This window comes from Cupriavidus phytohabitans, from assembly GCF_000426345.1.
Lineage (GTDB): Bacteria > Pseudomonadota > Gammaproteobacteria > Burkholderiales > Burkholderiaceae > Cupriavidus.
Genome location: NZ_AUFE01000002.1, coordinates 82,408 through 107,791 on the forward strand (window position 1 = coordinate 82,408; position 25,384 = coordinate 107,791).

A 25,384-nucleotide genomic window follows, 5' to 3' on the forward strand; every position below is an offset into this window, starting at 1 on the left:
GCCTAGCGCGCGAGCTGCAGCGTCAGGATGCCCGCCAGCACCAGCGCGGTGGCGGCCAGGCGGCGCCGGTCGAACGGCTCGCGCAGCAGGAAGTGGCCGAGCAGCGCGGCGAAGATCACGCTGGACTCGCGCAGCGCCGCCAGCTTGGCCACCGGCGCCAGCGTCATCGCCCACAGCATCAGCCCATACGACCCGACGCGGTTGATGCTGCCGATCCACGCGCGCTTCCATTCGGTGCGCAGCAGTGTCAGCAGCGCCGTGCCGCGGCGGCTGAAGGCATAGCCGGGCATGAATACGTGCGACATCGCTTGCAGCCAGACGATGTAGGTGAAGACTTCGCCGTAGCGCTTGACCGCCGTGCCGTCGATCACCGTGCCAGCCGCCAGGCAAGCGCCGGCCAGCAGCGCAAAGCCAAGCTGGTCAGGCGACTGCCGCCGCCAGCGCACCAGGCTGACCAGGCCGCAACAGATCAGGGCGATGCCGGCATAGCCGCCGGGGCCGAGCCGCTCGCTGCCCCCAATTCCCTGCAGGCACCGTCAGCCCGCACTTTCGTGCCGAGGCCCTGCGCATCGATGGCCAGAAGATCGTGCGCGAGCGCGTGATCGAGGTGCGCAACCCGTATGACGGCACGCTGGTGGGCACCGTGCCCAAGGCCACGCTCGACGACGTGCGCCGCGCCTTCGACGTGGCGCGGGCGTACCGTGCCACGCTGACGCGCTACGAGCGCGCCGCCATCCTGAACCGAGCCGCCGCGCTGCTGCGCGAGCGTACCGAGGAAGCGTCGGACCTGATCACGCTGGAGTCCGGCCTGTCGAAGAAGGACTCGCTGTACGAGATCGGCCGCGTGGCCGACGTGCTCGGCTTCGCCGCCACCGAGGCGCTGCGCGACGACGGCCAGCTGTTCTCCTGCGACCTGACCCCGCACGGCAAGAAGCGCCGCGTGCTGACGCAGCGCGAGCCGCTGCTGGGCGTGATCTGCGCCATCACCCCGTTCAACCACCCGATGAACCAGGTGGCGCACAAGGTGGCGCCGTCGATTGCTACCAACAACCGCATGGTGCTCAAGCCATCGGAGAAGGTCCCGCTGTCGGCGTACTTCCTTGCCGACCTGCTGTACGAGGCCGGGCTGCCGCCGCAGATGCTGCAGGTCGTCACGGGCGACCCGCGCGAGATCGCTGACGAGCTGATCACCCATCCCGCGGTCGACCTCGTCACCTTCACCGGCGGCGTGGCCATCGGCAAGTACATCGCCAGCAAGGCCGGCTACAAGCGCGTGGTGCTGGAGCTGGGCGGCAACGACCCGCTGATCGTGCTGGCCGACGCCGACCTGGACCGCGCCTCCGACCTCGCGGTGCAGGGCTCGTACAAGAACTCGGGCCAGCGCTGCACCGCGGTCAAGCGCATGCTGGTGCACCAGGCGGTGGCGGCGCGCTTCACCGAACTGGTGGTGGAAAAGACCCGCGCGTGGAAGTACGGCGACCCGATGGACCGTGGCGTCGACATGGGCACGGTAATCGACGAAGAGGCCGCCATGCTGTTCGAGGCGCGCGTCAACGAAGCGGTGGCACAGGGCGCGCGGCTGCTGGCCGGCAACCAGCGCAATGGCGCCAGCTATGCGCCTACGGTGATCGACCGCGTCGACCCGGCGATGACGGTGGTGCGCGAGGAGACCTTCGGGCCGGTATCGCCCATCATCACGTTCCGTGATGTCGATGATGCGATCCGGATTTCCAACGGCACGGCGTTCGGCTTGTCGTCGGGGGTCTGCACCAACGATATCGAGGCGTTCACGAAGATCGCCAACTCGCTGCATGTGGGCACGGTGAACCTGTGGGAAGTGCCGGGCTACCGCATCGAGCTGACGCCGTTCGGCGGCATCAAGGATTCGGGGCTGGGCTACAAGGAAGGCGTGCAGGAGGCGGCCAAGAGCTTTACCAATCTGAAGACGGTGACGTTGCCGTGGGCGTGAGGTACCAGGAGAGCTGATTTGACCGCTGGTTTGCTCCCCTCTCCCGCAAGGGGGAGAGGGGCCGGGGGTGAGGGCGGGCCCTGGCAACGGCGGCGGGCGTCACTTTGTTGACGCGCCGGCCCTCACCCCAACCCTCTCCCGCAAGCGTGAGAGGGAACACACAAACGGTTGCTCACGGACCTCTGCGCTAGAATCGGCCAACCCCCACGCTCCCGGAGTCCCCGTGCTCGCCGAACAACGGCAGAAATACATCCTCGACCAGCTCTCCGCCACCGGCGCGCTGGCCATCAGCGAACTGGTGGCCGAGCTCGACGTCTCGCGCGAGACCATCCGGCGCGACCTGAACACGCTCGCGGGCCGCGGCCTGCTGGTGCTGACGCACGGCGGGGCGCTGGCCTCCGACCGCACCGAACCCGACACCCAGACCCGCGCCGCGGTCAATGCCGAAGGCAAGCGCGCCATCGGCGTGCGCGCCGCGGAACTGGTGCGCGACGGGGCATCGCTGATCCTGGATTACGGCACCACCACCCACGCGGTGGCGCAGGCGCTGCACGGCCACCACAACCTGCTGGTCTACACCAACGACCTCGCCATTGCCCAGCTGCTGGGCCGGCGCAACGGCAACCGCGTGATCGTGCTCGGGGGCGAACTGCAGGACAACGAGGACGCGACCCACGGCTGGGACACCATCGAGCAGCTGTCGCGCTACCACACCGACTTTGCCTTTATCGGCATCGGTGGCGTCACCCCGCGCGGCGAGATCTGCGACTTCTCGCGCTCGGCGGCCGAGCTGCGCAGCCGCATGCTGATGGCCGCCGACACCGCCTGCGTCGTGGCGGACCACACCAAGTTCGGCCGCAACACCGGGGTGACCATCAAGCATTTCGACCTGGCCGCCTGGCTGATCACGGACATGGCGCCCGAGCCGGAACTGGGCGCGGCGCTCAAGGAACGCGGGGCCAAGCTGCTGATCGCCTAGCCGCGACGACAAGTCGGATTTGCGGCGCATTTGTGCGCTGATCGCACGAAAGTCCCCGGTGTTCGCACCAAAATGTAGCCTTTACATGGCAGTCACAGGTGTTTTGACTGCCACATGCCCCATGCTGGTGCTAAAGTTTCGGGTTGCCAGACAGGCGCGGCATGCCGTGCCTGTCTGGACAACCGGAGGCCACCCACCTTCCCCTCGGCGCAACGCCAGGCGGCTCCAGAGACCGGCACCAGCCGGCAGGGCCGTCAGATCCAGACACAGCACCAGCACAGCAGAGACATCGTGAACGCTCCTTCCCTCGACGCATTCCTGGCGGGGGTCGCCCGCCGCGACCCCAATCAACCTGAATTCCTCCAGGCCGTGAAGGAAGTGATGATGACGCTCTGGCCGTTCGTCGAGCGCAATCCGCGCTATGCCGACCAGGCCCTGCTCGAGCGGCTGGTCGAGCCCGAGCGCGTGATCCAGTTCCGCGTGGCCTGGACCGATGACCGCAACCAGGTGCAGGTCAACCGCGCCTTCCGCGTGCAGCACAGCTCGGCGATCGGCCCGTACAAGGGCGGCATGCGCTTCCACCCGACCGTGAACCTGTCGGTGCTGAAGTTCCTGGGCTTCGAGCAGACCTTCAAGAACGCGCTGACCACGCTGCCCATGGGCGGCGGCAAGGGCGGCTCGGACTTCGACCCCAAGGGCAAGTCCGACGCCGAAGTGATGCGCTTCTGCCAGGCGCTGGTGACCGAGCTGTACCGTCACCTGGGCCCGGACACCGATATCCCGGCCGGCGACATCGGCGTGGGCGCGCGCGAAGTGGGCTTCATGGCCGGCATGATGAAGAAGCTGTCGAACCAGTCCGCCTGCGTCTTTACCGGCAAGGGCCTGGCCTACGGTGGCAGCCTGATGCGGCCGGAAGCCACCGGCTACGGCACCGTCTACTTCGCACAGGAAATGCTGCACCGCCGCGGCCGCGAGTTCGACGGCCTGCGCGTGCTGATCTCCGGCTCGGGCAACGTGGCGCAGTACGCGGCCGAGAAGGCCATCGAACTGGGCGCCAAGGTGCTGACCCTGTCGGACTCCGGCGGCGTGCTGCACTACCCGCAAGGCATGACCACCGGGCAGCTGGCTGAAGTCATGGCCTTCAAGAACGAAGAGCGCGGCCGCCTGGCCGACTTCGCCGCCCGCCACGACATGGCCTTCGAAGCTGGCCGCACCCCCTGGCACGTGCCCGCCGACGTCGCGCTGCCGTGCGCAACGCAGAACGAGCTCGACGGCAACGATGCCGAAACCCTGCTCGGCAACGGGGTGATCTGCGTGGCCGAAGGCGCCAACATGCCGTCGACGCTGGAAGCCGTCGACCGCTTCGTCGACGCCAGGATCCTTTATGCGCCGGGCAAGGCCAGCAACGCCGGCGGCGTGGCGACCTCCGGCCTGGAGATGTCGCAGAATGCGATGCGCCTGTCGTGGCACCACGCCGAGGTCGACGAGAAGCTGCACGCGATCATGAAGGACATCCACCAGAACTGCATCCACCACGGGCAGAAGGCGGGCGGGTATATCAACTACGTGGAAGGCGCGAATATCGCCGGCTTCGTCAAGGTGGCGGATGCCATGCTGGCGCAAGGGGTGATCTGACGATCTGGCCCGGACGCGGCCGGTGCAATGCCGGCCGCCGGCGCGACCCTCAGGAGGTCAGCGAAACCGACAGCGCGCGGTAGGCCTCGCTGTCGGGCAGCGCCAGTCGGCGACAGCGTCGCCGCGGTCATGGCGCAGGTGGCAGCGTCGGGCCCGACGATCATCTGGCGGGACGAACCGAACAGCGCATAAGCCAGCATCGGCAATACCACGCTGTACAGGCCCACCACCGGGCTGAAGCCGGCAAGCTGGGCATAGGCCACGCTGATCGGCAGGCTGACCGCGGCCACCGGCACGCCGGCCTGCAGGTCCACGCCGAAATCGGCGCGGCGGTCATGCAGCAGCTCGGCGGCGCCGGGCATCAGGCGCGCCAGCGTGGCGCGCAGCAGGTTTCGGGGTCGCTCCGGCAGGCCGTCCGATACCACGGCCGGCCGCTAGCCCTTTTTCCCCGGCTGCTGGAACAGTTCGCCGGCCTCCTTGACGTTCTGCTCGGCGCGCTTGCCGATCACTGTCAGCGCCTCGGCCTGTGCCTTCTGCGCGGTCTCGGCCAGCTCGCGCATGTTTTCGAACGCCCGCTGCAGCGCCTGCTGCACCAGCTCGCCATGCTTGGCCATGGCCTCGGCCGGGTTGCCAGGGGTGCCGTACTGCTGCGCCGCGGCCTGCAGTTGCTGCATGGTCTGCATGAAGATTTCCTGCTGCTTCTGCATCACGGCCTGCATGCCCTCGTAGGCCAGCTTGTTGGCCTCGGTCAGGGCCTCGATATCCTTGCGGCGTGCCTCGATCACGGCGTTCATGTCGAGGCCCGGCACGCGGAACTGTTCCATCAGCTTGGTGAAATCGGCGAAAGGATTGGGAGGCGTAGCCATGCTGGATCTCCTGGTGGGGGAAGGGTGAGCAGGGGTGGAGCGGGCCGCGGGACGGCCCTGCGCCGGATTCCACTCCACTATAGCCGGAATCCGCACGCTTCTAGCCGTCAATCGAGGAAGACCCTAAAGTTTCGGCCCCCCATGCCGTTGCCATCCATAGCCCGCACGTGCGCCGGCCCATCGGGCCCGCCCGCGGACGACGAGAGCGGAGAACGCTTGCGCCCACCAGCGCCGGCACTTCGCCATGACCAGTCCTAATCAGGTAGAAGACATGAAGAATCTAGGTATCGGGGTACGCCTCGGCATCGGTTTTGGGGTGGTATTGCTGCTGTCGGCGCTCATGACGGTATTCGGCATGCTGCGCCTGCAGCAGGTGGCCGAGCGCACCCATGCGATGATGCAGCAGCCGCTGACCAAGGAACGGCTGGTCAGCGACTGGTACCGGCTCATGCACACCAGCGTGCGCCGCACCACCGCGGTGGCGCGCAGCGCCGACCCGTCGCTGGGCCAGTTCTTTGCCGCCGAGACCAAGGCATCGATCGAAGGCATTGCGCAGCTGCGCGACAAGCTGCAGCCGATGCTCAGTTCCGAGCAGGAAAAGGCCGCGTTCCAGAAAATACTGAGCGTGCGCGACCCTTACAACAACGGCCGCGACAAGATCACCAGGCTCAAGCAGGAAGGCCTGACCGAAGAAGCCAACCAGGTACTGGAGCAGGAGTTCGTCCCCGCCGGCGACGCCTACCTGGCCGAGATCCAGAAGCTGCTCGACATCCAGCGCACCAGCATCGATGCCACCGCGCGCGAGATCAACAGCATCTATGTCAATGCGCGCAACAGCCTGATCGGGCTGGGCGTGGTGGTGCTGGGGATCGGCATTGCGTTCTCGGTCTGGCTGACCAGCGGCATCACGCGCCCGCTGCATCGCGCCGTGGCGGTGGCCCGCACCGTGGCTTCCGGCGACCTCACCAGCCGCATCGATGTCGACAGCCGCGACGAGACCGGCCAGTTGCTGCAGGCATTGGCCGACATGAACGCCAATATCCTGCGCATCGTGCGCCAGGTGCGCGCGGGCACCGAGTCGATCGTGTCGGGCACCAGCCAGATCGCGGCCGGCAACACAGACCTGTCGCAGCGTACCGAGGAACAGGCCTCGTCGCTGCAGCAGACCGCGGCCAGCATGGAAGAACTGACCAGCATCGTGCGCCAGAACGCGGACAATGCGCGCCAGGCCAGCACGCTGGCGGTCAATGCCTCGGATATCGCCGAGAAGGGCGGCGAAGTCGCGGGCAAGGTGGCCGAGACCATGGAAGAGATCAACGGCGCGTCGAAGAAGGTGGTCGACATCATTGCCGTGATCGAGGGCATTGCCTTCCAGACCAATATCCTGGCGCTGAACGCGGCGGTGGAAGCGGCGCGCGCCGGCGAGCAGGGTCGGGGCTTTGCCGTGGTGGCGGGCGAAGTGCGCAGCCTGGCGCAGCGCAGCGCGACCGCGGCCAAGGAGATCAAGGCGCTGATCGGGGATTCGGTCGATCGCGTCGAGAAGGGCTCCATGCTGGTGACGCAGTCGGGCCAGACCATGGAAGAGATCGTCGCGGCGGTCAAGCGCGTGACCGACATCATGGGCGAGATCAGCGCGGCGTCGGCCGAGCAGAGCTCGGGGATCGAGCAGGTGAACCGGGCGGTGACGCAGATGGATACGGTCACACAGCAGAACGCCGCGCTGGTGGAAGAGGCGGCCGCGGCGGCGGGTTCGCTGGAGGAGCAGGCGCAGCGGTTGAAGGAGGCGGTGGCGACGTTCAGGCTGGCGGCCTGATCGCGAGCCGCTGGTTTTCTCCCCTCTCCCTCCGGGAGAGGGGCGCACACCAACCTGCGCGGAAGCTACCGCGCCCGCAAAAACTCCCCCACCTCCAGCAACACCAGCTCATTGTCATCCGCGCGATTCGGTTCGCGGCTGCTGCTGAATGGCAGGTTGTTGTCGTTGCCGACCACGATATGCGTGGCGTCGACCACTTCGACGTTCTCGATGGTAAAGAACGGGAACGCCAGCGCCCCATCGGTCAGCGGCTTGCGCGCCAGCTTGCGCGGGTCGGCAATGCGCAGCAGGTCGACATAGCCGATCTTGCGCACCGGCCCGCCGGCATTGGCGTCGGTCAGTTCGACCTTATAGACACGCTTGAACTTCGCCACATCATCGAAGCAGTCCGGCCGCTTCTGCCCGGCCGGGCAGGCCTGGTCCGGCGTGCCCTCGCCGTTGTCGCGCTCGATGATCAGGCCATGGCTGGCATCGATCATGTTGAAGTCGCCGATGGCGTGGCTCGCGCCTTCCAGCACGTACTTCCAGTGGCGGCCGGTCCAGGCCTGCTGCTTCACGTCGAATTCCAGCACGCGCAGGTAGGGCTTGCCGCCTTCGCTCTCATAGCCCCTGGTGGCCTCGTTCCACAGCGCACCTTCCAGCAAGGCATAGAGCTTGTTGCCGTCGGGCGACGCGGCCATGCCCTCGAAGCCCTTCGAGCGCTTTACCTGGAACTTGATGCCGGCGTCCGGCGCGCCTGGGGTGGTCACCCCCGGATGGTCGGGCGAGCGCACCACCTTGCCGTCGACCATGGTTTCGAACACCGCCAGCACCTTGCCGTTCATGTCGGCCTTGATCAGGAACGGACCGAACTCGTCGCCGATCCAGATCGCGCCGCCCGCGAACTGGAAGCTTTCGGTGTCGAAGTCCGAGCCGGTCAGGTAGCGCTGCCTGGTGCCCTCATGGACGATGCGGAATGGCACCTTCTTGTCCGGATCGTGCAGGAAGATCGTCTTCAGCCGACGGAACTGGCCGGTGCTGAAATCCACCTTGTACTGGTTCAGGTACAGCATGAAATCGGGCGAGTTGGCCTTGGCGCCCGCGCCGTTGTCGGTCAGCAGCCAGAAGCTGCCGTCGGCCATGCGCTTGATGCCGGAGTGCCCCTGGGCCGGCTGGCCGCGGAACGGCAGCGAGACGCCGGTCGGCCGGCCGTTGGACTTGCCTTCGATCGTGCCCGGCGTCTCGGTGCGCTGCGCGCTGGTGAACTTGCCGCTGACCTGCAAATCCGCCGGAGCATCCTTGGGCGCGGCCAGCAGGGTTTGCGCGGGCAGCACCGCATGGCCGGCGAGCGTGGCGGGGAAGGCTTCGGGCGCATCGGCCCACGCTGGCAGGGCGCCCAGCAGCGCTGTGGCCACGGCGAGCCGGGCCAGCGGCAGGGCAGGAAAAGGTCGGGACATGGTCGGTTCCTTGGCGTCGTGAGGACAAAAGCCGACATTGTCGGCGCCAAGTTTGACAACTCTGTGATCCGTCTGCCGCACCAAAAGGCCCCGTTGGCGGTCAGCGGCTTGTCCCGAAATGCCAAATCAGGCGCCAGTCCGGCACCGTTCGGGTGCAACGGGCGAAAGCAGGCGCCACAGGTCCGGCGCCGGCCAGATTTTCTGCCCGATTGCCGCGCAAAATGCGCTGGTTTTCAGACTACTGAAAGCAAACTGAGGCAAAATTCTAACTTTCGCCTAGTTTGTTGCCCTGACCGTGACCCGGCAGGCAGAAGTCCCACCCACCGATAGAGGATCTGAGAGAAGCAATGAGTACCCAGCAACCCACCATCATCTACACGCTGACCGACGAAGCTCCGCTGCTGGCGACCAGTGCGTTCCTCCCGATTATCCAGACCTTCACCAAGCCGGCCGGCATCAACGTCACCACCAGCGACATCTCCGTCGCCGGCCGTATCCTGGGCGAGTTCCCCGAATTCCTGACCGAAGAGCAGCGCGTGCCGGACAACCTGGCCGAGCTGGGCAAGCTGACGCAACTGCCGGACACCAACATCATCAAGCTGCCCAACATCAGCGCCTCGGTGCACCAGCTGGTCAGCGCCATCCGCGAGCTGCAGGGCAAGGGCTACAAGGTGCCGGACTATCCGGAAGACCCCAAAACCGACGAAGAGAAGGCCATCCAGAAGCGCTATTCCAAGTGCCTGGGCTCGGCCGTGAACCCGGTCCTGCGCGAAGGCAACTCCGACCGCCGCGCCCCGGCCGCGGTCAAGAACTTCGCGCGCAAGCACCCGCACAGCATGGGCGAGTGGAGCATGGCCTCGCGCACGCACGTGGCCCACATGAAGCACGGCGACTTCTACCACGGTGAAAAGTCGCTGACGCTGGACAAGGCCCGCGACGTCAAGATGGAGCTGGTCACCAAGAGCGGCAAGACCATCGTGCTCAAGCCCAAGGTTTCGCTGCTGGACGGCGAGATCATCGACAGCATGTTCATGAGCAAGAAGGCGCTGTGCGACTTCTATGAAGAGCAGTTCGAGGACGCGCGCAAGACCGGCGTGATGCTGTCGCTGCACGTCAAGGCGACCATGATGAAGGTGTCGCACCCGATCGTGTTCGGCCACGCCGTCAAGATCTTCTACAAGGAAGCCTTTGCCAAGCACGGCGCACTGTTCGACGAACTGGGCGTCAACGTCAACAACGGCCTGGTCAACCTGTACGAGAAGATCGAGTCGCTGCCCAGCTCCAAGCGCGAAGAGATCATCCGCGACCTGCACGCCTGCCACGAGCACCGCCCGGAACTGGCGATGGTCGATTCGGCCAAGGGCATCTCGAACCTGCACGCTCCCAACGACGTGATCGTCGATGCCTCGATGCCGGCCATGATCCGCATCGGCGGCAAGATGTGGGGCGCAGACGGCCGTCCGAAGGACACCAAGGCCGTGATCCCGGAAAGCACCTTTGCCCGGATCTACCAGGAAATCATCAACTTCTGCAAGACCAACGGCAACTTCGACCCGACCACCATGGGCACGGTGCCGAACGTCGGCCTGATGGCACAGAAGGCCGAGGAATACGGCTCGCACGACAAGACCTTCGAGATCTCCGAAGACGGCGTGGCCAACATCGTCGACCTGGCCACCAATGAAGTGCTGCTGACGCAGAATGTCGAGCAGGGCGACATCTGGCGCATGTGCCAGGTCAAGGACGCCCCGATCCGTGACTGGGTCAAGCTGGCCGTCACGCGCGCCCGCAACTCGGGCATGCCGGCCGTGTTCTGGCTGGACCCGTACCGTCCGCACGAGGCCGAGCTGATCAAGAAGGTGGAAACGTACCTGAAGGACTACGACACCACCGGCCTGGACATCCAGATCATGTCGCAGGTGCGCGCCATGCGCTACACGCTGGAACGCGTGATCCGCGGCCTGGACACCATCTCGGTGACCGGCAACATCCTGCGCGACTACCTGACCGACCTGTTCCCGATCATGGAGCTGGGCACCAGCGCCAAGATGCTGTCGATCGTTCCGCTGATGGCCGGCGGCGGCATGTATGAAACCGGCGCCGGCGGTTCGGCTCCGAAGCACGTCAAGCAACTGGTGGAAGAGAACCACCTGCGCTGGGATTCGCTGGGCGAGTTCCTGGCGCTGGCGGTGTCGCTGGAAGACGTCGGCATCAAGACCGGCAATGCCCGCGCCAAGATCCTGGCGAAGACGCTGGATGCCGCCACCGGCAAGCTGCTCGACAACAACAAGAGCCCGTCGCCCAAGACCGGCCAGCTGGACAACCGTGGCAGCCAGTTCTACCTGGCGATGTACTGGGCCCAGGAACTGGCCGCGCAGTCGGACGACGCGGAACTGGCCGTCAAGTTCGCGCCGCTGGCCAAGACGCTGACCGACAACGAGCACAACATCGTGGCCGAGCTGGCTGCGGTGCAAGGCAAGCCGGTCGACATCGGCGGCTACTACCAGCCGGACGCGGCCAAGCTCAGCGCAGCAATGCGCCCGAGCCAGACGCTGAACGCCGCGCTGGCGTCGGTCGCAGCCTGACAGGGGCCGGCCCGCATGCGGGCTGGTGCTGTCAAGACCCCGGGGAGTCCCCGGGGTTTTTTATTTTTGGCGTCCGGCTAAGTGCCTTGCTGCACTTCCCAACCCTGCTCGGGGCCGCTTTTCTGGTCGCGATAGGTCCATTGCGCACCGCAGTCCTGGCACACAAAGGTGCTGATGGTCACCGCCGCCGAACCGGGCGGCTTGATGCGGCGCGTATCGGTAATGCGCAATGCGGCGTGCCCGGGGGCGCCGCGCCGGTGGCGTTCGATGGCCTGGCAGGCAGTGCAGAGTGTCATCCGGTCTTGTCCGTTCGATGGGGCACTGTAGCACGGGTGGGCAACGCGGACCGCAACCAGCGCTATGGGTACGCTACGACGCCTGGTGGCGAAACGGGTTGGCAGGCTTCCGCGATCGGGAAGTTGCCTGGGGACCACTTCGCCTTGCGCCTGCCGTAAGGTCAAAAGCCAGTTCGTGGCCGATCACCCGCCCTTCTGCCGGCGCCACCGCTTCGTGGCTTCGTGATTACCTGTCTTCCGCTTTCCGTAAGGATCGGCTCGGCCGCTTAATTGATGGCTGCGCCTCGGCGCCATATCGTTCAGCCAAACCAACAAGTCGATACAGGCGCCGCCTCGGACCCGGTCCGTGCCGACTCCCACGCGGCCTCACCAATAAGGAGACAGACACTCATGGCCTACCCCTTCCATACGTTGCCGTAGCGGCAGATTCGAATCTCCGGCCGGGCACCACGCTGCCGGATTCCCCTGACTTCCTTGCCAAGCGGTGTGCGCAGACGCGCAACCCGCGACGGAGCCGTTATGTCGCCACACGTCATTTCCATCTCAGCGCTCGGGCTGATGTTTGTCATCGCCACGGTCCTGCCGATCAACATGGGCGCACTCGCCTTTGTCGGTGCATTCCTGGTCGGCACCCTGGCTGCGGCCATGCCGGCCAAAGCGATTCTTGCCGGCTTTCCTGCCGACCTGTTCCTCACGCTGGTCGGCATTACCTACCTGTTCGCCGTGGCGCAGAACAACGGCACCATCGACTGGCTGGTGCGGCTCGCAGTGCGTGCCGTGGGCGGCAGGATCGCCGCCATTCCGTGGATCATGTTCATGATCGCGGCACTGCTGACGTCAGTTGGCGCGGTCAGTCCGGCGGCGGTGGCCATCATCGCGCCGATCGCGCTGGGTTTTGCCGCACGCTACGGCATCAACCCGTTGCTGATGGGCCTGATGGTCATCCACGGCGCGCAGGGTGGCGGCTTTTCGCCGATCAGCATCTATGGCGGCATCACCAACAAGATCGTGCAGAAGGCCGGGCTGCCGCTCAATGAGATGGCAACGGCATTCGCGAGCCTGGGCGTGAACCTGGCCGTGGCCGCCGGCCTCTTCGTTGCACTGGGCGGGCTGCGCCTGGTGCGGCAATCGGCGCCGGCGGCGGCCGCGCCGCAACCGGTGGCCGGTGAGGTGCTGGCCATGGGTGCGCCGTTCGGCGCGCCGTTCGGTGCGCCGTTCGGTGCGCGGTCGGTGCCGGCACAGGGGGCGCAGATCTATGGCGATGCGGAGGCCGAGGCCGGCATCGAGGAGCAGAAGACGATGGCGCGCGACCGCGCCTCGATGCTTGGCGGCGAAGCGGAGGGCGCCGGCGAGGCCCCGGCCGGCCTCTACCAGTACCTGACCGTGGCGGGCCTGGTCGCGCTGGCGGTGCTGACGCTCTATTTCAAGCTCGATATCGGCTTTGTCTCGCTGACCATCGCGCTGCTGCTCACGCTGATGGCGCCGGAGCTGCAAAAACGTGCGCTGAGCCAGGTGTCGTGGCCGGAAATCATGCTGATCGTCGGCGTCAGCACCTTTGTCGGCGTGATGGACAAGATGGGCACCATTGACTTTGTCGGCCACAGCGTGGCCAGCCTGACGTCGCCACTGATGGCCGCGCTGCTGCTGTGCCTGGTCGGCGCGGTGGTGTCGGCGTTCGCCTCGTCGACCGCCGTGCTGGGTTCACTGATCCCGCTGGCCGTGCCGTTCCTGCAGCAAGGCCCGGATGTCAGCGCAATCGGCTTTATCGCCGCGATGGCCGTGTCCTCGACCATCGTCGACGTCAGTCCGTTCTCGACCAATGGCGCGCTGGTGCTCGCGAACGCGCAGGGCGTGGACCGGCAGGCCTTCTTCCGCAAGCTGATGATCTATGGCGCGCTGGTCACCGTGATCGCACCGGTCGTCGTTTGGCTTGTCTTCGTCGTGCTTTGAGTGCTTCCTGTTGCCGTCACCTGACTCCTGGCCATGAAACTGCTCGAAGCCGTCATGCGCTCCCAGGAGGCCACCCGGCCGGCGCGGGCCGCCGCAAAACCTGGCCAGTCCAGTTAGCGGTGCGCACAGGCCGTCCCGCGGCTAAGATAGGAGCCTGTCCCCAACCATTGCCCCCGGCCCATGAGAATCCGCATCGGCGAAGAGATCACCTTCCGCAAGCTCGAAGCCCTGCTGGCGTTCATGGAATCGGGCAACCTGGCCAAGGCGGCCGAGATCCTGGAGACCAGCACGGTCAGCGTGCACCGTGCGCTGCATTCGCTGGAAGAGGGCACCAGTTGCGCGCTGTTCCGCCACGAGGGCCGCAACCTGATCCCGACCGACGCCGCCCATGTGCTGGCGGATACGGCAAGGGAAGTGCTAAAGGCCATGGCCGACGGCATCCGCGCCACGCGCGAGGCCGCCGGCTATTCGGCCGACCACCTCAAGATCGGGTCGCTCTACTCGCTGACGGTCCAGACCGTGCCCAGGATCGTGATCGGCCTGAAGCTGCGGCGCCCCGAGCTGCAGACCGAACTGGTGCTGGGATCGAACGCGGACCTGCTGCACAAGCTCAAGCAGGGCTCGATCGACGCCGCGTTGATGGCGGTGCCCGAGCCTGATCCGGAGATCGAGTCGATCCCGCTGTTTGAAGACGATATCTTCTTTGCGGCGCCGGCCGATTCGCCCTATGCGTCGATGCCCGCGGTGGACCTGCGCGCCTGCCGCGACGAGCCGTTCGTCAGCCTGAGCGAGGGCTTCGTCACCTACAGCGGCTTTGTCGAGGCATTCCGCATTGCCGAATTCACGCCGAATGTGGTGATGAAGGTCGGCGATATCTTTTCGCTGATGAACCTGGTGGGCGGCGGCATCGGCTATACGCTGCTGCCGGGCCGGGTGAAAGGCGTGTATTCGCGCAATGTGGCGTTCGTGCCGCTGGCCGGCGAATACGACATCAAGCAGACCATCGCGCTGAACTTCCTGCGCCGCCGCGAGCGCGATCCCAACTTGCTGGCGCTGGCCGCGGCGTGCCGCATGGCGATGCGCGACGCTGACCAGTAAGGGGCTACGCGCGCCCCTTTGCCCACATCCTGGTCACGCTTCCGGCCAGCGTAACGGTTCATTTCCCGGCGTGATTGTTTGCCGGACGCCGCCTGTTTAAGGTGGAGCCATCAGACAGACGCCAGCCGGAGACGCGATGACCAACACCAGCACGGGCCGCCAATGGGACACCCGCAGGGAAGCCAAGGCGCGCCGCAAGCAGAACGCCGCAGCCATTGCCGACGGCAAGGTGGTGCCGACCAGCGACATCGTCGCCTTCCTGGAGGCCGTGCTGGCGTCCGGCGACCGCGTGGTGCTGGAAGGCAACAACCAGAAGCAGGCTGACTTCCTGTCGCGCTCGCTGGCGCAGGTCGATCCCGCGCGCGTGAATGCGCTGCACATGATCATTCCCAGCGTCAGCCGGGTCGAGCACCTCGACCTGTTCGAGCGCGGCATCGCGCGCAAGCTGGACTTTTCGTACGCGGGGGCGCAGAGCATCCGCATCTCGCAGTTCCTGGAGGACGGGCAGCTCGAAGTGGGCGCGATCCATACCTATATCGAGCTGTATTCGCGGCTGTACGTGGACCTGGTGCCCAATGTGGTGCTGATCGCCGGCTACAAGGCCGATCGCCAGGGCAACCTCTACACCGGCCCGAGCACTGAAGACACCCCGGCGCTGGTCGAGGCCGCGGCATTCCGCGACGGGCTGGTGATCGCACAGGTCAACGAGATCGTCGACGATCCCGCGGGCCTGCCGCGCGTCGACGTGCCGGGCTCCTGGATCGACTACGTGGTGCAGGCGGACAAGCCCTTCTTCTGCGAACCGCTGTTCACGCGCGACCCGCGGCTGATCAAGCCGGTCCACGTGCTGATGGCGATGATGGCGATCCGCGGCATCTACGAGCGCCACCAGGTGCAGTCGCTCAACCATGGCATCGGCTTCAACACCGCGGCGATCGAGCTGATCCTGCCGACCTACGGCGAGTCGCTCGGGCTGAAGGGCAAGATCTGCAAGTACTGGACGCTCAACCCGCACCCGACGCTGATCCCGGCGATCGAGACCGGCTGGGTCGAGAGCGTGCACAGCTTCGGCAGCGAACTGGGCATGGAAGCCTACGTCGCCGCGCGGCCGGACGTCTTCTTTACCGGCGCGGACGGCTCGATGCGTTCCAACCGGGCCTTCTGCCAGCTTGCCGGCCAGTACGCGGTGGATCTGTTCATCGGCTCGACGCTGCAGATCGACGGCGACGGCAATTCGTCCACGGTGACGCGCGGGCGGCTGTCCGGGTTTGGCGGCGCGCCCAATATGGGCCACCAGCCGGGCGGGCGCCGCCACCCGACACCGGCCTGGCTCGACCTGATCGAGACCGACGACCCGCTCGCGCGTGGCCGCAAGCTGGTGGTGCAGATGGTCGAGACCTTCCAGGCCGGCGGCAAGCCGACCTTCGTCGAATCGATGGATGCGGTCGAGGTCGCGCGCGAAAGCGGCATGCCGCTGGCGCCGGTGATGATCTACGGCGACGACGTCACGCACGTGCTGACCGAGGAGGGCATCGCCTACCTGTACAAGGCGCAATCGCTGGAGGAGCGGCGCCGCATGATTGCCGCGGTGGCTGGCGTCACGCCCATCGGCATGAAGCACGATCCCGCCACCACGCGCCGGATGCGCAGCGACGGCCTGATCGCGCTGCCGGAAGACCTGGGCGTGCAGCGCAGCCAGGCCACGCGCAGCCTGCTGGCGGCCAAGAGCATGGCCGACCTGGTCGACTGGTCCGGCGGGCTGTACGAGCCGCCGGCGCGCTTCCGGAGCTGGTAATGGCAGGCGCCACCGCAAGGATCCTGCAAGCACGGGCCCCGTATGGGCTGCCGCAACGTCCTGCGGCCTCCGCCCATGCCCGGGCGCTGGCGGGACTGGCCGTCAGCGCCATCGCCGAAGAAGCGCGGCTCTCGCCCAAGCCCGGCCTGGTCGACAGCCGCGGCAGCGGGGCGCATGCCGACCTGACCTTGCCGCTGATGCTGCGCTCGGCGCATGCGCTGGGGCCGTCGTTCGCGGCCATGGCCGATGCCGGCCTGCACGCGCCGCGCCTCGGCTATGGCCTGCGCGAACGGCTGGGCGCGCTCGGCCGCGAGGCCGAGGCCGTGATGCTGGCCGCCACCGGCGGCGTCAACACGCATCGCGGTGCAATCTGGTGCATCGGCCTGCTGGTGGGAGCCGCCGCGCACGCCAGCGCGGCGGGACTGGGCGCCAGTGCCGGGGCGATCAGCGCCATGGCCGGGGCCATCGCTTCACTGTCGGACCGGCATCGGCCAGTTCTTACCGGCCACAAGGGCGAACTCGCCTGCCTCGCCTACGGTGTCGGCGGCGCGCGGGCACAGGCACGAGCGGGCTTCCCGCACGTGACGCGGCTGGCGCTGCCGGCGCTGCAGCGCAGCCGAGCGCGCGGTGAACCCGAATCGACGGCCCGCCTGAACGCGCTGCTCGCGCTGATGAGCGGGCTGGACGATACCTGCGTGCTGGCCAGGGCGGGACGGCACGGACTGGACTACATGCAGGCGGGCGCCAGGGCGGTGCTGTCGGCCGGCGGCGCGGGCACGGTGACCGGGCGGCGCCACCTGCGCAGCCTCGACGCCGGCATGCTGGCCAGGCGGGCCTCGCCGGGCGGCGCGGCGGACCTGCTGGCCGCGACGATTTTCCTCGACCGGTTGTCACGGGCCGACGTGACAGCCGCGGATAACGACTTCAGGGGACTTTGATGGAACAGCTGCGATTTGAATTCCCGGCGGGGCAGCCGGCCACCGGACGCGTACTGGTCGGCGTGGTGGGGTCGGGCGACCTCGAGGTAGTGGTCGAGCCGGGCCAGGGCGGCAAGACCACGGTGGAGGTCACCACCTCGGTCAATGGCTACGGCCGCGTCTGGGATGCGCAGCTCTCGCGCGTCTTCGCTGCCGAGCCGCGCGCATCGATGCAGATCCGCATCCACGATTTCGGCGCGACGCCGGGCGTGGTCGGCATGCGCCTGGCGGAAGCCTTTGAAGCGCTGGGAGATCCGCAACAAGGAGACGGCGCATGAACACGGCGGAACTGCTGGCGCGCAACAGCTTCATCGAACTCGGCGCACGCGAGCGCGCGCGTGCATTGCTGGATCCGGGCACCTTCCGCGAGCTGGCGGGCCCGTTCGATGGCCTGCAGTCGCCGTGGCTGCCGCCGCAAGGCGTGGTGCCGCAGAGCGATGATGGCGTGGTGGTGGCCAAGGGGCGCATCGGCCAGATGCCGGTGGTGGTGCTGGCGATCGAAGGCGCCTTCCAGGGCGGCAGCATGGGCGAGGTGGGCGGCGCCAAGATCGCGGGGGCGCTGGAACTGGCCGCCGAAGACAACCGCCGGGGAGAACCGACGCGCGCGGTGCTGTTGCTGGAGACCGGCGGCGTGCGCCTGCAGGAGGCCAACCTTGGCCTGGCCGCGATTGCCGAGATCCATGCCGCGATCGTCGATTTGCGCCGGTATCAGCCGGTGGTCGGCGTGATCGCGGGGCAGGTCGGCTGCTTTGGCGGCATGTCGATCGCAGCCGGCCTGTGCAGCGCGCTGGTGATGACGCAGGAAGCGCGGTTGGGACTGAACGGCCCGGCCGTGATCGAGCAGGAGGCGGGCATCGCCGAGTACGACTCGCGCGACCGGCCCTTGATCTGGAGCTTCACCGGCGGCGCGCAGCGCGTCGCCACCGGGTTCGCCGATGCGTACGTCGATGACGACTGCGACGCGATGCGCGCGCAGGTCGCCGCGCTGTTGCGCGAGCCGGTGGCCGCCAGCCATCGCAGCGAGCAGTATGCGCAATACCTGGCCGCGCTGCAGGCGTACGACGCCAGCGCCCAACCCACGCCCGCGCAGGTGCAGGCGCTGTTTCAACGGGGGACCGACGCATGAACGCACCACTTCATCCCGCCGCCGCGCGCGAAGCCAGCCGCGGCGCGCGCTGGCTGCAGGCGCTGGCGCCGACGGCGTCGCACCAGCCGGGCTATCCGGATTCCGTGCAGGTGGCCGACGGCGAACTGGCCGGCACCGCGGTGCGCTGGATCGCGCTCGTGCCCGATGCGGGCAGCCGCTTCCCGCGGGCGCGCCATGGCGAAGCCGGGCTGCTCGAGGGCTGGTCGCTGGCACGCGCGGTGCGCGAGGCGATCGAGGCGGATCGCACCGCACCGGTCAAGCGCGCCATCGTGGCGATCGTCGACACGCCCAGCCAGGCGTATGGCCGGCGCGAAGAGGCATTGGGCATCCACCAGTCGCTGGCGGGTGCGGTGGCGGCGTATGCCGAGGCACGCCTGGCCGGGCACCCGGTGATCGCGCTGATCGTCGGGCGCGCCATGTCGGGCGCCTTCCTCGCGCACGGCTACCAGGCCAATCGCATCATCGCGCTCAATGACCAGGGCGTGCTGGTGCATGCGATGGGCAAGGAAGCGGCCGCCCGCATCACCATGCGCACGGTGGAGGACCTGGAAGCGCTGGCGTCGACGGTGCCGCCGATGGCCTACGACATCGGGAACTTTGCCACGCTGGGTATCCTGTGGCGGCTCATCGATGTCAATTCGGCCAGCGCACCGGTGGCGGCCGATGTGCAACTGGCGCGCGACACCATCCTGTCCGCGCTGGACGACATCCGGCGCGACCCGACGCAGGGCCTGCAAGGCCGCCGCGGCGGAACCAACCGGAAGGCGTCGGCCGCGGTTCGCGCGTGCCTGTCGCGGCAATGGCAAGCCTGAACCTCTACTCGCCCGCGCCGCACGACCTGGTCTGGCTGGACGACCCGGCCAGTGCCCTGGAGCGGGATGCACTGCCGGCGTGGGTCTCGCTGCCGGCCTTGCGCGACACGCCGCTCGTGGTGCGGCGCGACGGCCGCCGGCAGGGGGAGATCCCGGTCGGCCTGCGGGGCCTCACGCGCGCCGAGCGCTTCGGCACGTGGATCGCGCCGGCGGCGATCCGCAGGCTCGTCACGCCGATGGACCTGGCCGCCCAACGCGCCTGGCGCGTGCGCCCGGAGCTGGCGGCATTGCCCGCCATCCGCGCGCTTGCGGCCATCGCCGACCCGCTCGATGCCGGCGGCATCCGCTGGGGCGTGACCGGCAGCGCTGGCTTTACGCTGGCCTGCGCGCGCAACGTGCTGCACGCCGGCAGCGACCTCGACCTGATCGTGAGGGCAGACCGGCCGCTGCCGCCCGGCCATCTGTACCTGCTTGGCGAGTTGCAGCGCACCGCGCCGGCCCGCGTCGACATCCAGGTTGCGACCCCGTACGGCGGCTTCTCGCTGCTGGAGCGGCTGCGCGGCGGGGGCAGAGTGCTGCTGAAGACCGACCACGGCCCACGCCTGTGCGACGATCCCTGGCAAGCGGCGCCATGCAGGTCCTGATCACGTTTCCCGGCCAGGGTACGCAGCGTCCCGGCATGCTGAAGGACCTGCCAGCCGACCCGGCAGTGGCGGCGGTGCTGGCCGAGGCGGAGGCGATCCTGCAGCTGCCGGTGGCAGAGATGGATACGCCCGGGCGCCTGCAATCCACGGTATGGACGCAGCTGTGCCTGCTGACATCAGGCGTGGCAATGGCGCGGTGCCTGGCCGCGCACGACGCCCGCGCCGACGCCGTGGCCGGGCTCTCCATCGGCGCGTATGCCGCTGCGGTGAGCGCCGGCGTGCTCACCTTTGCCGATGCCTTGCGCCTGGTGCGCTTGCGCGGGCAGCTGATGGCGCAGGCCTATCCCAGCGGCTACGGCATGACCGCCGTCCTGGGGCTTGACCGGGGCCGGCTCGCACCGCTGGTGGCGCAGGTCTGTTCGCCGCAACGGCCGGTATATCTGGCCAACTTCAATGCCCCCACACAGATCGTCATCGCCGGCAGCGAAGCCGCGATGGCGGAAGTGTCAGCGCTGGCAATGGCCGCCGGCGCGCAGGCGGCGAAGCCGGTCGCCATCCATGTGCCATCGCATTGCCCGCTGCTCGATGAGGCGGCGCATGCGCTGCAAGAAGCGATGCAGAGCGTGACGCTGTCCGCACCCTCCCAGCGCTATTTCAGCGCCAGCAAGGCGCGCGAGCTGCGCGACCCCCGCCAGATCGCCGACGACCTGGCGCTGAACATGGCCACGCCGGTGCGCTGGCACGAAACCATGCTGCTGGCTCACGCCCATGGCGCCAGCCTGGTGGTGGAAGCGCCGCCTGGCGATGTGCTGACGCGCCTGGCCCAGCCAATCTTCGTCGACGGGATGCCGATGGCATGTGACCGGACACGGCTGGACTCGATCGTGGCGGCGTTGCGGCGCAGACAGGCGTGCCGCTGAAACAAGCCGAACAGCCGTCTGGCTCACGGCAAAGATCATGGCTAGACGTCGACGGCTTTCATCTCTGTGCCCTCGCGCATTCTCACGCGTGGAGCTATCAGAAAATCTGAACGATTCCATCAATATTATGCGATTTTCTTTTTGATTGCGGTGCAGCAAAGTCTGGGGAAGGAGTTAAACATGAATGCACGAGCGCCCCTGACTACGCTGGCTCTTGCCGGTGCCTGGCCACAACCCTCTTTTGTTTCCACTGCCTCCGGCACCTCCGTTCCATATGTGGAAGCCGGGAGCGGGGAGCCAATGGTATTCGTGCACGGGTCGCTGTGCGACTACCGCTATTGGGACGCGCAGCTCGCTTCCCTATCGAAGGATTTCCACTGCTTCGCTCCGAGCCTGGGCCACTATTGGCCGGCAACCAATGCGTCCGGACGCGGCGACTTCAGCTGGGCGGCGCACGTCGCCGAGATTGCGGAGTTCATCGAGGCGCTGGCCCTGGCGCCGGTCCATCTGGTCGGCCACTCGCGTGGCGGTTGCATTGCGTTTCATCTGGCGCGTGAATACCCTCATCTGGTGAAGACGCTCACGCTCGCTGATCCAGGCGGCCCACTGCAGGCAACGCCGCAAGCAGAGGCCGGCAAATTGCCGCCGGCCGTCCATGCGCTGAGAGCGAAGGCCGCAGAACTGATTGAACAAGGCGAATTCGATGCCGGGCTGAATCTGTTTGTAGACTCGGTAACCATGCCTGGTTTCTGGGGCAAGAGTTCCCAGGGCTTCCGCAGGATGGCGCTCGATAATGCGCTCACACTGCCGAAGCAGCTGCGTGACCCGCTGCCCGCCTACACACGCGAAGCCGCCCGTGAAATCCAGTGTCGAACGTTGCTGATCGATGGGCAAAAGAGCCCGCGCATGTTCCGTAGCACGGTCGAGAAGCTTCAGGAATGGATCGGGCGCGCTGAGCGTCAGACAATTGCCGGAGCCTCTCACGGCATGAATATTGCCAATCCAGGCGCGTTCAATCGGGCGGTTGCCGAGTTGGCTGGCTGAGGGGCCTTGTGCCCACGGCGCGCGTGGGTTTCTTTCGCCCACGGGGGCCTCTTGCGGGGCAAACCGTCCGGCTTGCTCAATCAGGTACCGCGTTTGCTTCGCCTTCGCGCTTCCTGACGCAGCGAGTGCCCGGGGTGACCTGAATTCCTGCTTTCGCGCGCTTCCGCTGCGCGCCTCATCACTTGTTCCACAGCCCAGGCCAAGAACGGGGACTGGTCACCGACTCGGTAGCTCATGATGACTGGTGAGACGAAACCGGGTGCATCGATCGGGCAATAGCGAACATCATCGCGATGCAGCCGCTGGATTGAGGCGGGCACCAGGGTGATGCCCACCCCGGCGGCCACCAGGCCCAGCGCGGTCTGCAGTTCGTTGGCCTCCTGGGCCACGCGCAACTGTATCCCGTGCGCACTGAATAGCGACAGCAGGTGGTCAGCGTAGCTCGGCCGCGGCCGAGCCGGATAGAGGATGAAGGATCGCGTGGCCAACTCTTGGGGCGTCAGCTGGGCGATATCGGGTATCGGGTCACACGCGGGCACCGCCGCCACCAGCGGCTCCGACATGACCTGCTGCTGCCGGATGGCCGGATCGTTGAGCGCGATGCGGCCGAAGCCCAGGTCGATACGGCCTGACTTGAGCGCCTCGACCTGCTCGATGGTAATCATCTCGGCCAGACCGACTTCCACCTGCTGCTCGGACTCACGCAGCTCGCGGATCAGTTCGGGTAGAACGCCGTACAGCACCGAAGGTACAAAGCCGATGCCGAACCAGCGCTTGTCCTGCTGTCCGATGCGCCGCGTCGTCCCAATGACCTCTTCCAGTCTCAGCGTCAGCTGTTTGCTCTGTTCCAGCAGGAAACGCCCGGCCTCGGTCAGGCGAATGCCGCGGCCTACGCGGTCGAACAATGCCACGCCGACTTCGTCTTCGAGCTGGCGGATCTGACGGGAAAGCGGTGGCTGCGCCATATGCAGCCGCTCAGCCGCGCGCGTGACGTTGAGTTCCTCGGCCACGACCTGGAAGTAGCGTAGGTGTCGAAGTTCCATTCCAATACCTTTAAGGTATCAATTGCGACATCATCGGTCTTGGACGCGGACTTAGTCAAGCGCCATACTTGCCTGGCCATCTTCAGCCTGCACCTGCCGCAAGGCCCGGGCCCCAAGGGCTGTCGCCGGAGGAGGACAAGCCGGCCGACTACCGCCGAGACCGCGCCTTGCGAAGCTCCGTCATCGATCCGCGGAGCGCGCGGCAAGTACAAGCCGACCAGGCGCGGGAACCCAGTGAGGAGACCATGAATAAGTTGTTTCAGCGGCTGGCCCGTACCGGCCGCGCAGGCACGCTTGCCCTGGCGGCAAGCCTTTCGATTGCGGCGCCCGCCGCGCAGGCAGCATACCCCGACCACCCGATCCGCTGGATCGTGCCGTTCCCCGCGGGCGGGGCAATGGACAATATCGCGCGCACGCTCGGAGAAGACATGTCGCGCACGCTCGGCCAGTCGATCGTAGTCGAGAACCGCCCCGGGGCGGGCGGCAATATCGGCACCGAGCTGGTGGCGCGCGCGCCGGCCGACGGCTATACGCTGATCATCGTAGCCAACGGCATGGCGGTGAACCCGGCGCTGTACGGCAAGCTGTCGTATGACCCGGTCAAGGATTTCGCGCCGGTGTCGCTGCTGGCCGTGGTGCCCAATGTGCTGGTCGCCAACAAGTCGCGCCGGCAGGAGGCCACGGTCAAGGACGTGATTGCCCATGCCAGGGCGGCACCGGGAAAGTATACCTACGCGTCCGCCGGCAACGGCACCTCGATTCACCTCGCGGCCGAGCTGTTCACGTCGATGGCCCACGTCGACATGCTGCACATTCCCTACAAGGGCAGCGGACCGGCCATGTCCGACCTTCTGGGCGGACAGGTGGACTATATGTTCGACAGCATCACGTCGGCCAAGCCCCAGATTGAATCCGGCAAGCTGACACCGATAGCCGTCACCACTGCCAGGCGCTCCAGCGCGCTCCCCAATGTTCCCACTGTGGCCGAGGCCGGGCTGCCGGGCTACGAACTGTCGCCCTGGTTCGCCGCCTTCGTGCCGGCGAAGACGCCGCAGCCAGTGATTGACAAGCTGAACGGAGCAATGCTCGAGGCCCTGCGAAAGCCTGCGGTGCAAAAGCGCCTGACGCAGATTGGCGCCGAGCCGATCGGAAGCTCGCCGGCTGTATTGCGCGACCATCTGGCCAAGGAAACGGAGAAGTGGGGTGCGCTGATCCGCCAGCGCGGGATCCGCGCCGACTGATCTGCGCGCGTCAGGCCCAGCAGCCGGGCGGCAGCGCAGAGGTTGCCATTCGAGCGCTCGACCGCTTCGTGCGGCAGCGCCCGTTCCAGTCCTTCCAACCCGCCGCTGCATTCTTGCAGCGGGTCGAGCAGCGCGTGGCAGTCGACCTTTACGGCGTCCCTCGCCGGATCTGCCCGACATGGTCGACCGTAGCGCCTTCCGGCAGGCTCAGGCCGCGCCGCGCCGCGCCGCGCCAGCGCTGGGTCGCGCTACGACTGGCCTTTCGCCCGGAGTGTCGTCGGTGGAGAAGTCCGACAGGACAGAAATAAAGCCACTGCTGGCGCCGCAACTGGCGTAGAGTGAGGGCAACACCACCAACCGCGGAGGCCGTCATGGATGTTTATCCAGCTGCAACCTACAAGGGATATGACCTCTATCCCCTGGTGTACAAGCATGCGGTTGCGCGGGTGTGGCCGGAGCCCCGGCCCGACCGCTCGTTCGATGCCGCCGTGGTGATCTGCCTGGCCGGGGAATCGCCTGAAAGCGCGCAGGCACGCACGTTCCGCCTGGATGCCACGCCCTGGGACAACGTTGGCGGCGCGCGCCGCGGCGCACTGCGCTATGCCGAGGACATCATCAACGGCACGGTGCCGGGGGTGTCGCTGGTCATGGCGCAATAGGAATACTCCTCCCCATCAACGCGGCACGATGCCGCCTGGCGCCAGCGGGCGCTGCAGCATCCGTCAGCCGCCAGGAAACTCGTTCATGGACATGCGTTCGGGATCATCCGGTTTTCTGTGCACGTTGCCCGGCGAGGGCAAGGGCATCACCTACCACGTCGCGGTCTGCTTCGTCGATGCGCAGCGGCCCACCGGCGTGCTCTTCACCAGCTTTGTCGGGGCCGGGCGGCGCGCATTCGCCGTGCTGGCCGAAGCCGATACGTTGGAGGGCCAGCTTGCCGCCAGCGGCGAAGCGCTGTGCCGCCTGGCCATCGGCCAGGTGGTGCGCGATCATCTGCATGACAAGGCGCGCGAGGGCGACTATGTGCTGGACCTCGGCGCAGCGCCGTGGGACGGCGAACTGAGGCCGGTCGGCAGCGGCGTCCGGACGGGACGGCCGCATGTGCGCGTGGTGGGCTGAGGCGGCGCCCAGGCC

The 25,384-nt window shown here is 67.1% G+C and carries 22 protein-coding genes and 2 pseudogenes; 18 read left to right on the forward strand and 6 right to left on the reverse strand.

Annotation, left to right across the window (positions count from 1 at the left end; translation table 11 throughout):
* Nucleotides 1-2 precede the first annotated feature (2 nt).
* Nucleotides 3-515, reverse strand: a pseudogene (locus tag K309_RS35775) (EamA family transporter); the annotation flags it as partial.
* 26 nt (nucleotides 516-541) lie between these two features.
* Here K309_RS35775 and phnY point away from each other — a divergent pair.
* From phnY to gdhA, 3 genes and pseudogenes are all read left to right on the forward strand, one after another.
* Nucleotides 542-1,969, forward strand: a pseudogene (gene phnY, locus K309_RS35780) (phosphonoacetaldehyde dehydrogenase); the annotation flags it as partial.
* A gap of 223 nt (nucleotides 1,970-2,192) precedes the next feature.
* Nucleotides 2,193-2,948, forward strand: a complete 756-nt coding sequence (locus tag K309_RS0102055; RefSeq protein WP_029044860.1) for a DeoR/GlpR family DNA-binding transcription regulator — start codon at nucleotides 2,193-2,195, stop codon at nucleotides 2,946-2,948.
* 291 nt (nucleotides 2,949-3,239) lie between these two features.
* The gene (gdhA, locus tag K309_RS0102060; protein WP_029044861.1) at nucleotides 3,240-4,583 is read left to right on the forward strand and encodes an NADP-specific glutamate dehydrogenase; all 1,344 of its coding nucleotides are present in this window, start codon (nucleotides 3,240-3,242) and stop codon (nucleotides 4,581-4,583) included.
* Here the strand turns inward: gdhA and K309_RS0102065 are convergent.
* Nucleotides 4,511-5,008 (reverse strand): SulP family inorganic anion transporter, encoded by a 498-nt coding sequence (locus tag K309_RS0102065; RefSeq protein WP_029044862.1) that lies wholly within the window; start codon nucleotides 5,006-5,008, stop codon nucleotides 4,511-4,513. The two genes, gdhA and K309_RS0102065, sit on opposite strands and share 73 nt — an antisense overlap.
* A gap of 9 nt (nucleotides 5,009-5,017) precedes the next feature.
* A complete protein-coding gene (locus K309_RS0102070; protein ID WP_029044863.1) occupies nucleotides 5,018-5,449 on the reverse strand; it encodes a phasin family protein in 432 nt (143 codons plus the stop codon).
* Between the two features lie 271 nt (nucleotides 5,450-5,720).
* Between K309_RS0102070 and K309_RS0102075 the strand changes: the two genes are divergently transcribed.
* A complete protein-coding gene (locus K309_RS0102075; RefSeq protein ID WP_029044864.1) occupies nucleotides 5,721-7,262 on the forward strand; it encodes a methyl-accepting chemotaxis protein in 1,542 nt (513 codons plus the stop codon).
* Nucleotides 7,263-7,327: 65 nt separating this feature from the next.
* Here K309_RS0102075 and K309_RS0102080 read toward each other — a convergent pair whose 3' ends face one another.
* Nucleotides 7,328-8,698, reverse strand: a complete 1,371-nt coding sequence (locus tag K309_RS0102080; RefSeq protein ID WP_029044865.1) for an esterase-like activity of phytase family protein — start codon at nucleotides 8,696-8,698, stop codon at nucleotides 7,328-7,330.
* Nucleotides 8,699-9,045: 347 nt separating this feature from the next.
* Between K309_RS0102080 and K309_RS0102085 the strand changes: the two genes are divergently transcribed.
* Nucleotides 9,046-11,283, forward strand: a complete 2,238-nt coding sequence (locus K309_RS0102085; protein ID WP_029044866.1) for an NADP-dependent isocitrate dehydrogenase — start codon at nucleotides 9,046-9,048, stop codon at nucleotides 11,281-11,283.
* Nucleotides 11,284-11,360: 77 nt separating this feature from the next.
* On the opposite strand, the gene K309_RS0102090 is transcribed toward K309_RS0102085, so the two are convergent.
* Nucleotides 11,361-11,579 carry a hypothetical protein gene (locus K309_RS0102090; protein ID WP_029044867.1) on the reverse strand — a complete coding sequence of 73 codons (219 nt, stop codon included), beginning with the start codon at nucleotides 11,577-11,579 and terminating at the stop codon, nucleotides 11,361-11,363.
* Between the two features lie 519 nt (nucleotides 11,580-12,098).
* Here K309_RS0102090 and K309_RS0102095 point away from each other — a divergent pair.
* The 10 genes from K309_RS0102095 (at nucleotide 12,099) to K309_RS0102140 (ending at nucleotide 21,966) form a co-directional block, all read left to right on the forward strand.
* Nucleotides 12,099-13,529, forward strand: coding sequence for an SLC13 family permease (locus K309_RS0102095; protein ID WP_029044868.1), 1,431 nt, complete (start codon nucleotides 12,099-12,101; stop codon nucleotides 13,527-13,529).
* 180 nt (nucleotides 13,530-13,709) lie between these two features.
* Nucleotides 13,710-14,627: a LysR family transcriptional regulator gene (locus tag K309_RS0102100; protein WP_029044869.1), complete on the forward strand. Its 918-nt coding sequence runs from the start codon at nucleotides 13,710-13,712 to the stop codon at nucleotides 14,625-14,627.
* A 136-nt stretch (nucleotides 14,628-14,763) separates the two neighbouring features.
* A complete protein-coding gene (mdcA, locus tag K309_RS0102105) occupies nucleotides 14,764-16,422 on the forward strand; it encodes a malonate decarboxylase subunit alpha (protein ID WP_029044870.1) in 1,659 nt (552 codons plus the stop codon).
* On the forward strand, nucleotides 16,422-17,360 hold the full coding sequence (locus tag K309_RS35785) for a triphosphoribosyl-dephospho-CoA synthase (protein WP_084402332.1): 939 nt from the start codon (nucleotides 16,422-16,424) through the stop codon (nucleotides 17,358-17,360). The genes mdcA and K309_RS35785 overlap by 1 nt, the downstream gene beginning before the upstream one ends.
* A complete protein-coding gene (locus K309_RS0102115) occupies nucleotides 17,360-17,677 on the forward strand; it encodes a malonate decarboxylase subunit delta (RefSeq protein WP_029044871.1) in 318 nt (105 codons plus the stop codon). Before K309_RS35785 ends, K309_RS0102115 begins: the two co-directional genes overlap by 1 nt.
* The gene (locus K309_RS0102120) at nucleotides 17,674-18,525 is read left to right on the forward strand and encodes a biotin-independent malonate decarboxylase subunit beta (protein WP_029044872.1); all 852 of its coding nucleotides are present in this window, start codon (nucleotides 17,674-17,676) and stop codon (nucleotides 18,523-18,525) included. The genes K309_RS0102115 and K309_RS0102120 overlap by 4 nt, the downstream gene beginning before the upstream one ends.
* The gene (mdcE, locus tag K309_RS0102125; protein WP_029044873.1) at nucleotides 18,522-19,358 is read left to right on the forward strand and encodes a biotin-independent malonate decarboxylase subunit gamma; all 837 of its coding nucleotides are present in this window, start codon (nucleotides 18,522-18,524) and stop codon (nucleotides 19,356-19,358) included. The genes K309_RS0102120 and mdcE overlap by 4 nt, the downstream gene beginning before the upstream one ends.
* Nucleotides 19,346-20,002 carry a malonate decarboxylase holo-ACP synthase gene (locus tag K309_RS0102130; protein ID WP_035876581.1) on the forward strand — a complete coding sequence of 219 codons (657 nt, stop codon included), beginning with the start codon at nucleotides 19,346-19,348 and terminating at the stop codon, nucleotides 20,000-20,002. The genes mdcE and K309_RS0102130 overlap by 13 nt, the downstream gene beginning before the upstream one ends.
* The gene (gene mdcH, locus K309_RS0102135) at nucleotides 19,990-20,922 is read left to right on the forward strand and encodes a malonate decarboxylase subunit epsilon (RefSeq protein WP_029044875.1); all 933 of its coding nucleotides are present in this window, start codon (nucleotides 19,990-19,992) and stop codon (nucleotides 20,920-20,922) included. The genes K309_RS0102130 and mdcH overlap by 13 nt, the downstream gene beginning before the upstream one ends.
* Nucleotides 20,923-21,102: 180 nt before the next feature.
* The gene (locus K309_RS0102140; RefSeq protein ID WP_029044876.1) at nucleotides 21,103-21,966 is read left to right on the forward strand and encodes an alpha/beta fold hydrolase; all 864 of its coding nucleotides are present in this window, start codon (nucleotides 21,103-21,105) and stop codon (nucleotides 21,964-21,966) included.
* Between the two features lie 80 nt (nucleotides 21,967-22,046).
* Here K309_RS0102140 and K309_RS35790 read toward each other — a convergent pair whose 3' ends face one another.
* Nucleotides 22,047-23,009: a LysR family transcriptional regulator gene (locus K309_RS35790; RefSeq protein WP_084402333.1), complete on the reverse strand. Its 963-nt coding sequence runs from the start codon at nucleotides 23,007-23,009 to the stop codon at nucleotides 22,047-22,049.
* Nucleotides 23,010-23,254: 245 nt separating this feature from the next.
* On the opposite strand from K309_RS35790, the gene K309_RS0102150 reads away from it, so the two are divergent.
* The 3 genes from K309_RS0102150 (at nucleotide 23,255) to K309_RS0102160 (ending at nucleotide 25,369) form a co-directional block, all read left to right on the forward strand.
* Nucleotides 23,255-24,250, forward strand: coding sequence for a tripartite tricarboxylate transporter substrate binding protein (locus K309_RS0102150; protein WP_029044877.1), 996 nt, complete (start codon nucleotides 23,255-23,257; stop codon nucleotides 24,248-24,250).
* Between the two features lie 371 nt (nucleotides 24,251-24,621).
* Nucleotides 24,622-24,909: a hypothetical protein gene (locus K309_RS0102155; protein WP_029044878.1), complete on the forward strand. Its 288-nt coding sequence runs from the start codon at nucleotides 24,622-24,624 to the stop codon at nucleotides 24,907-24,909.
* Nucleotides 24,910-24,994: 85 nt separating this feature from the next.
* A complete protein-coding gene (locus K309_RS0102160) occupies nucleotides 24,995-25,369 on the forward strand; it encodes a hypothetical protein (RefSeq protein ID WP_029044879.1) in 375 nt (124 codons plus the stop codon).
* Nucleotides 25,370-25,384 lie beyond the last annotated feature (15 nt).

Excerpts from the sequence above, each read along its gene's own strand:
- K309_RS0102070 (WP_029044863.1), bottom strand. The coding sequence starts at position 5,449 with ATGGCTACGCCTCCCAATCCTTTCGCCGATTTCACCAAGCTGATGGAA.
- K309_RS0102075 (WP_029044864.1), top strand. The coding sequence starts at position 5,721 with ATGAAGAATCTAGGTATCGGGGTACGCCTCGGCATCGGTTTTGGGGTG.
- K309_RS0102080 (WP_029044865.1), bottom strand. The coding sequence starts at position 8,698 with ATGTCCCGACCTTTTCCTGCCCTGCCGCTGGCCCGGCTCGCCGTGGCC.
- K309_RS0102085 (WP_029044866.1), top strand. The coding sequence starts at position 9,046 with ATGAGTACCCAGCAACCCACCATCATCTACACGCTGACCGACGAAGCT.
- K309_RS0102090 (WP_029044867.1), bottom strand. The coding sequence starts at position 11,579 with ATGACACTCTGCACTGCCTGCCAGGCCATCGAACGCCACCGGCGCGGC.
- K309_RS0102095 (WP_029044868.1), top strand. The coding sequence starts at position 12,099 with ATGTCGCCACACGTCATTTCCATCTCAGCGCTCGGGCTGATGTTTGTC.
- K309_RS0102100 (WP_029044869.1), top strand. The coding sequence starts at position 13,710 with ATGAGAATCCGCATCGGCGAAGAGATCACCTTCCGCAAGCTCGAAGCC.
- mdcA (WP_029044870.1), top strand. The coding sequence starts at position 14,764 with ATGACCAACACCAGCACGGGCCGCCAATGGGACACCCGCAGGGAAGCC.
- K309_RS35785 (WP_084402332.1), top strand. The coding sequence starts at position 16,422 with ATGGCAGGCGCCACCGCAAGGATCCTGCAAGCACGGGCCCCGTATGGG.
- K309_RS0102115 (WP_029044871.1), top strand. The coding sequence starts at position 17,360 with ATGGAACAGCTGCGATTTGAATTCCCGGCGGGGCAGCCGGCCACCGGA.
- K309_RS0102120 (WP_029044872.1), top strand. The coding sequence starts at position 17,674 with ATGAACACGGCGGAACTGCTGGCGCGCAACAGCTTCATCGAACTCGGC.
- mdcE (WP_029044873.1), top strand. The coding sequence starts at position 18,522 with ATGAACGCACCACTTCATCCCGCCGCCGCGCGCGAAGCCAGCCGCGGC.
- K309_RS0102130 (WP_035876581.1), top strand. The coding sequence starts at position 19,346 with ATGGCAAGCCTGAACCTCTACTCGCCCGCGCCGCACGACCTGGTCTGG.
- mdcH (WP_029044875.1), top strand. The coding sequence starts at position 19,990 with ATGCAGGTCCTGATCACGTTTCCCGGCCAGGGTACGCAGCGTCCCGGC.
- K309_RS0102140 (WP_029044876.1), top strand. The coding sequence starts at position 21,103 with ATGAATGCACGAGCGCCCCTGACTACGCTGGCTCTTGCCGGTGCCTGG.
- K309_RS35790 (WP_084402333.1), bottom strand. The coding sequence starts at position 23,009 with ATGGAACTTCGACACCTACGCTACTTCCAGGTCGTGGCCGAGGAACTC.
- K309_RS0102150 (WP_029044877.1), top strand. The coding sequence starts at position 23,255 with ATGAATAAGTTGTTTCAGCGGCTGGCCCGTACCGGCCGCGCAGGCACG.
- K309_RS0102155 (WP_029044878.1), top strand. The coding sequence starts at position 24,622 with ATGGATGTTTATCCAGCTGCAACCTACAAGGGATATGACCTCTATCCC.
- K309_RS0102160 (WP_029044879.1), top strand. The coding sequence starts at position 24,995 with ATGGACATGCGTTCGGGATCATCCGGTTTTCTGTGCACGTTGCCCGGC.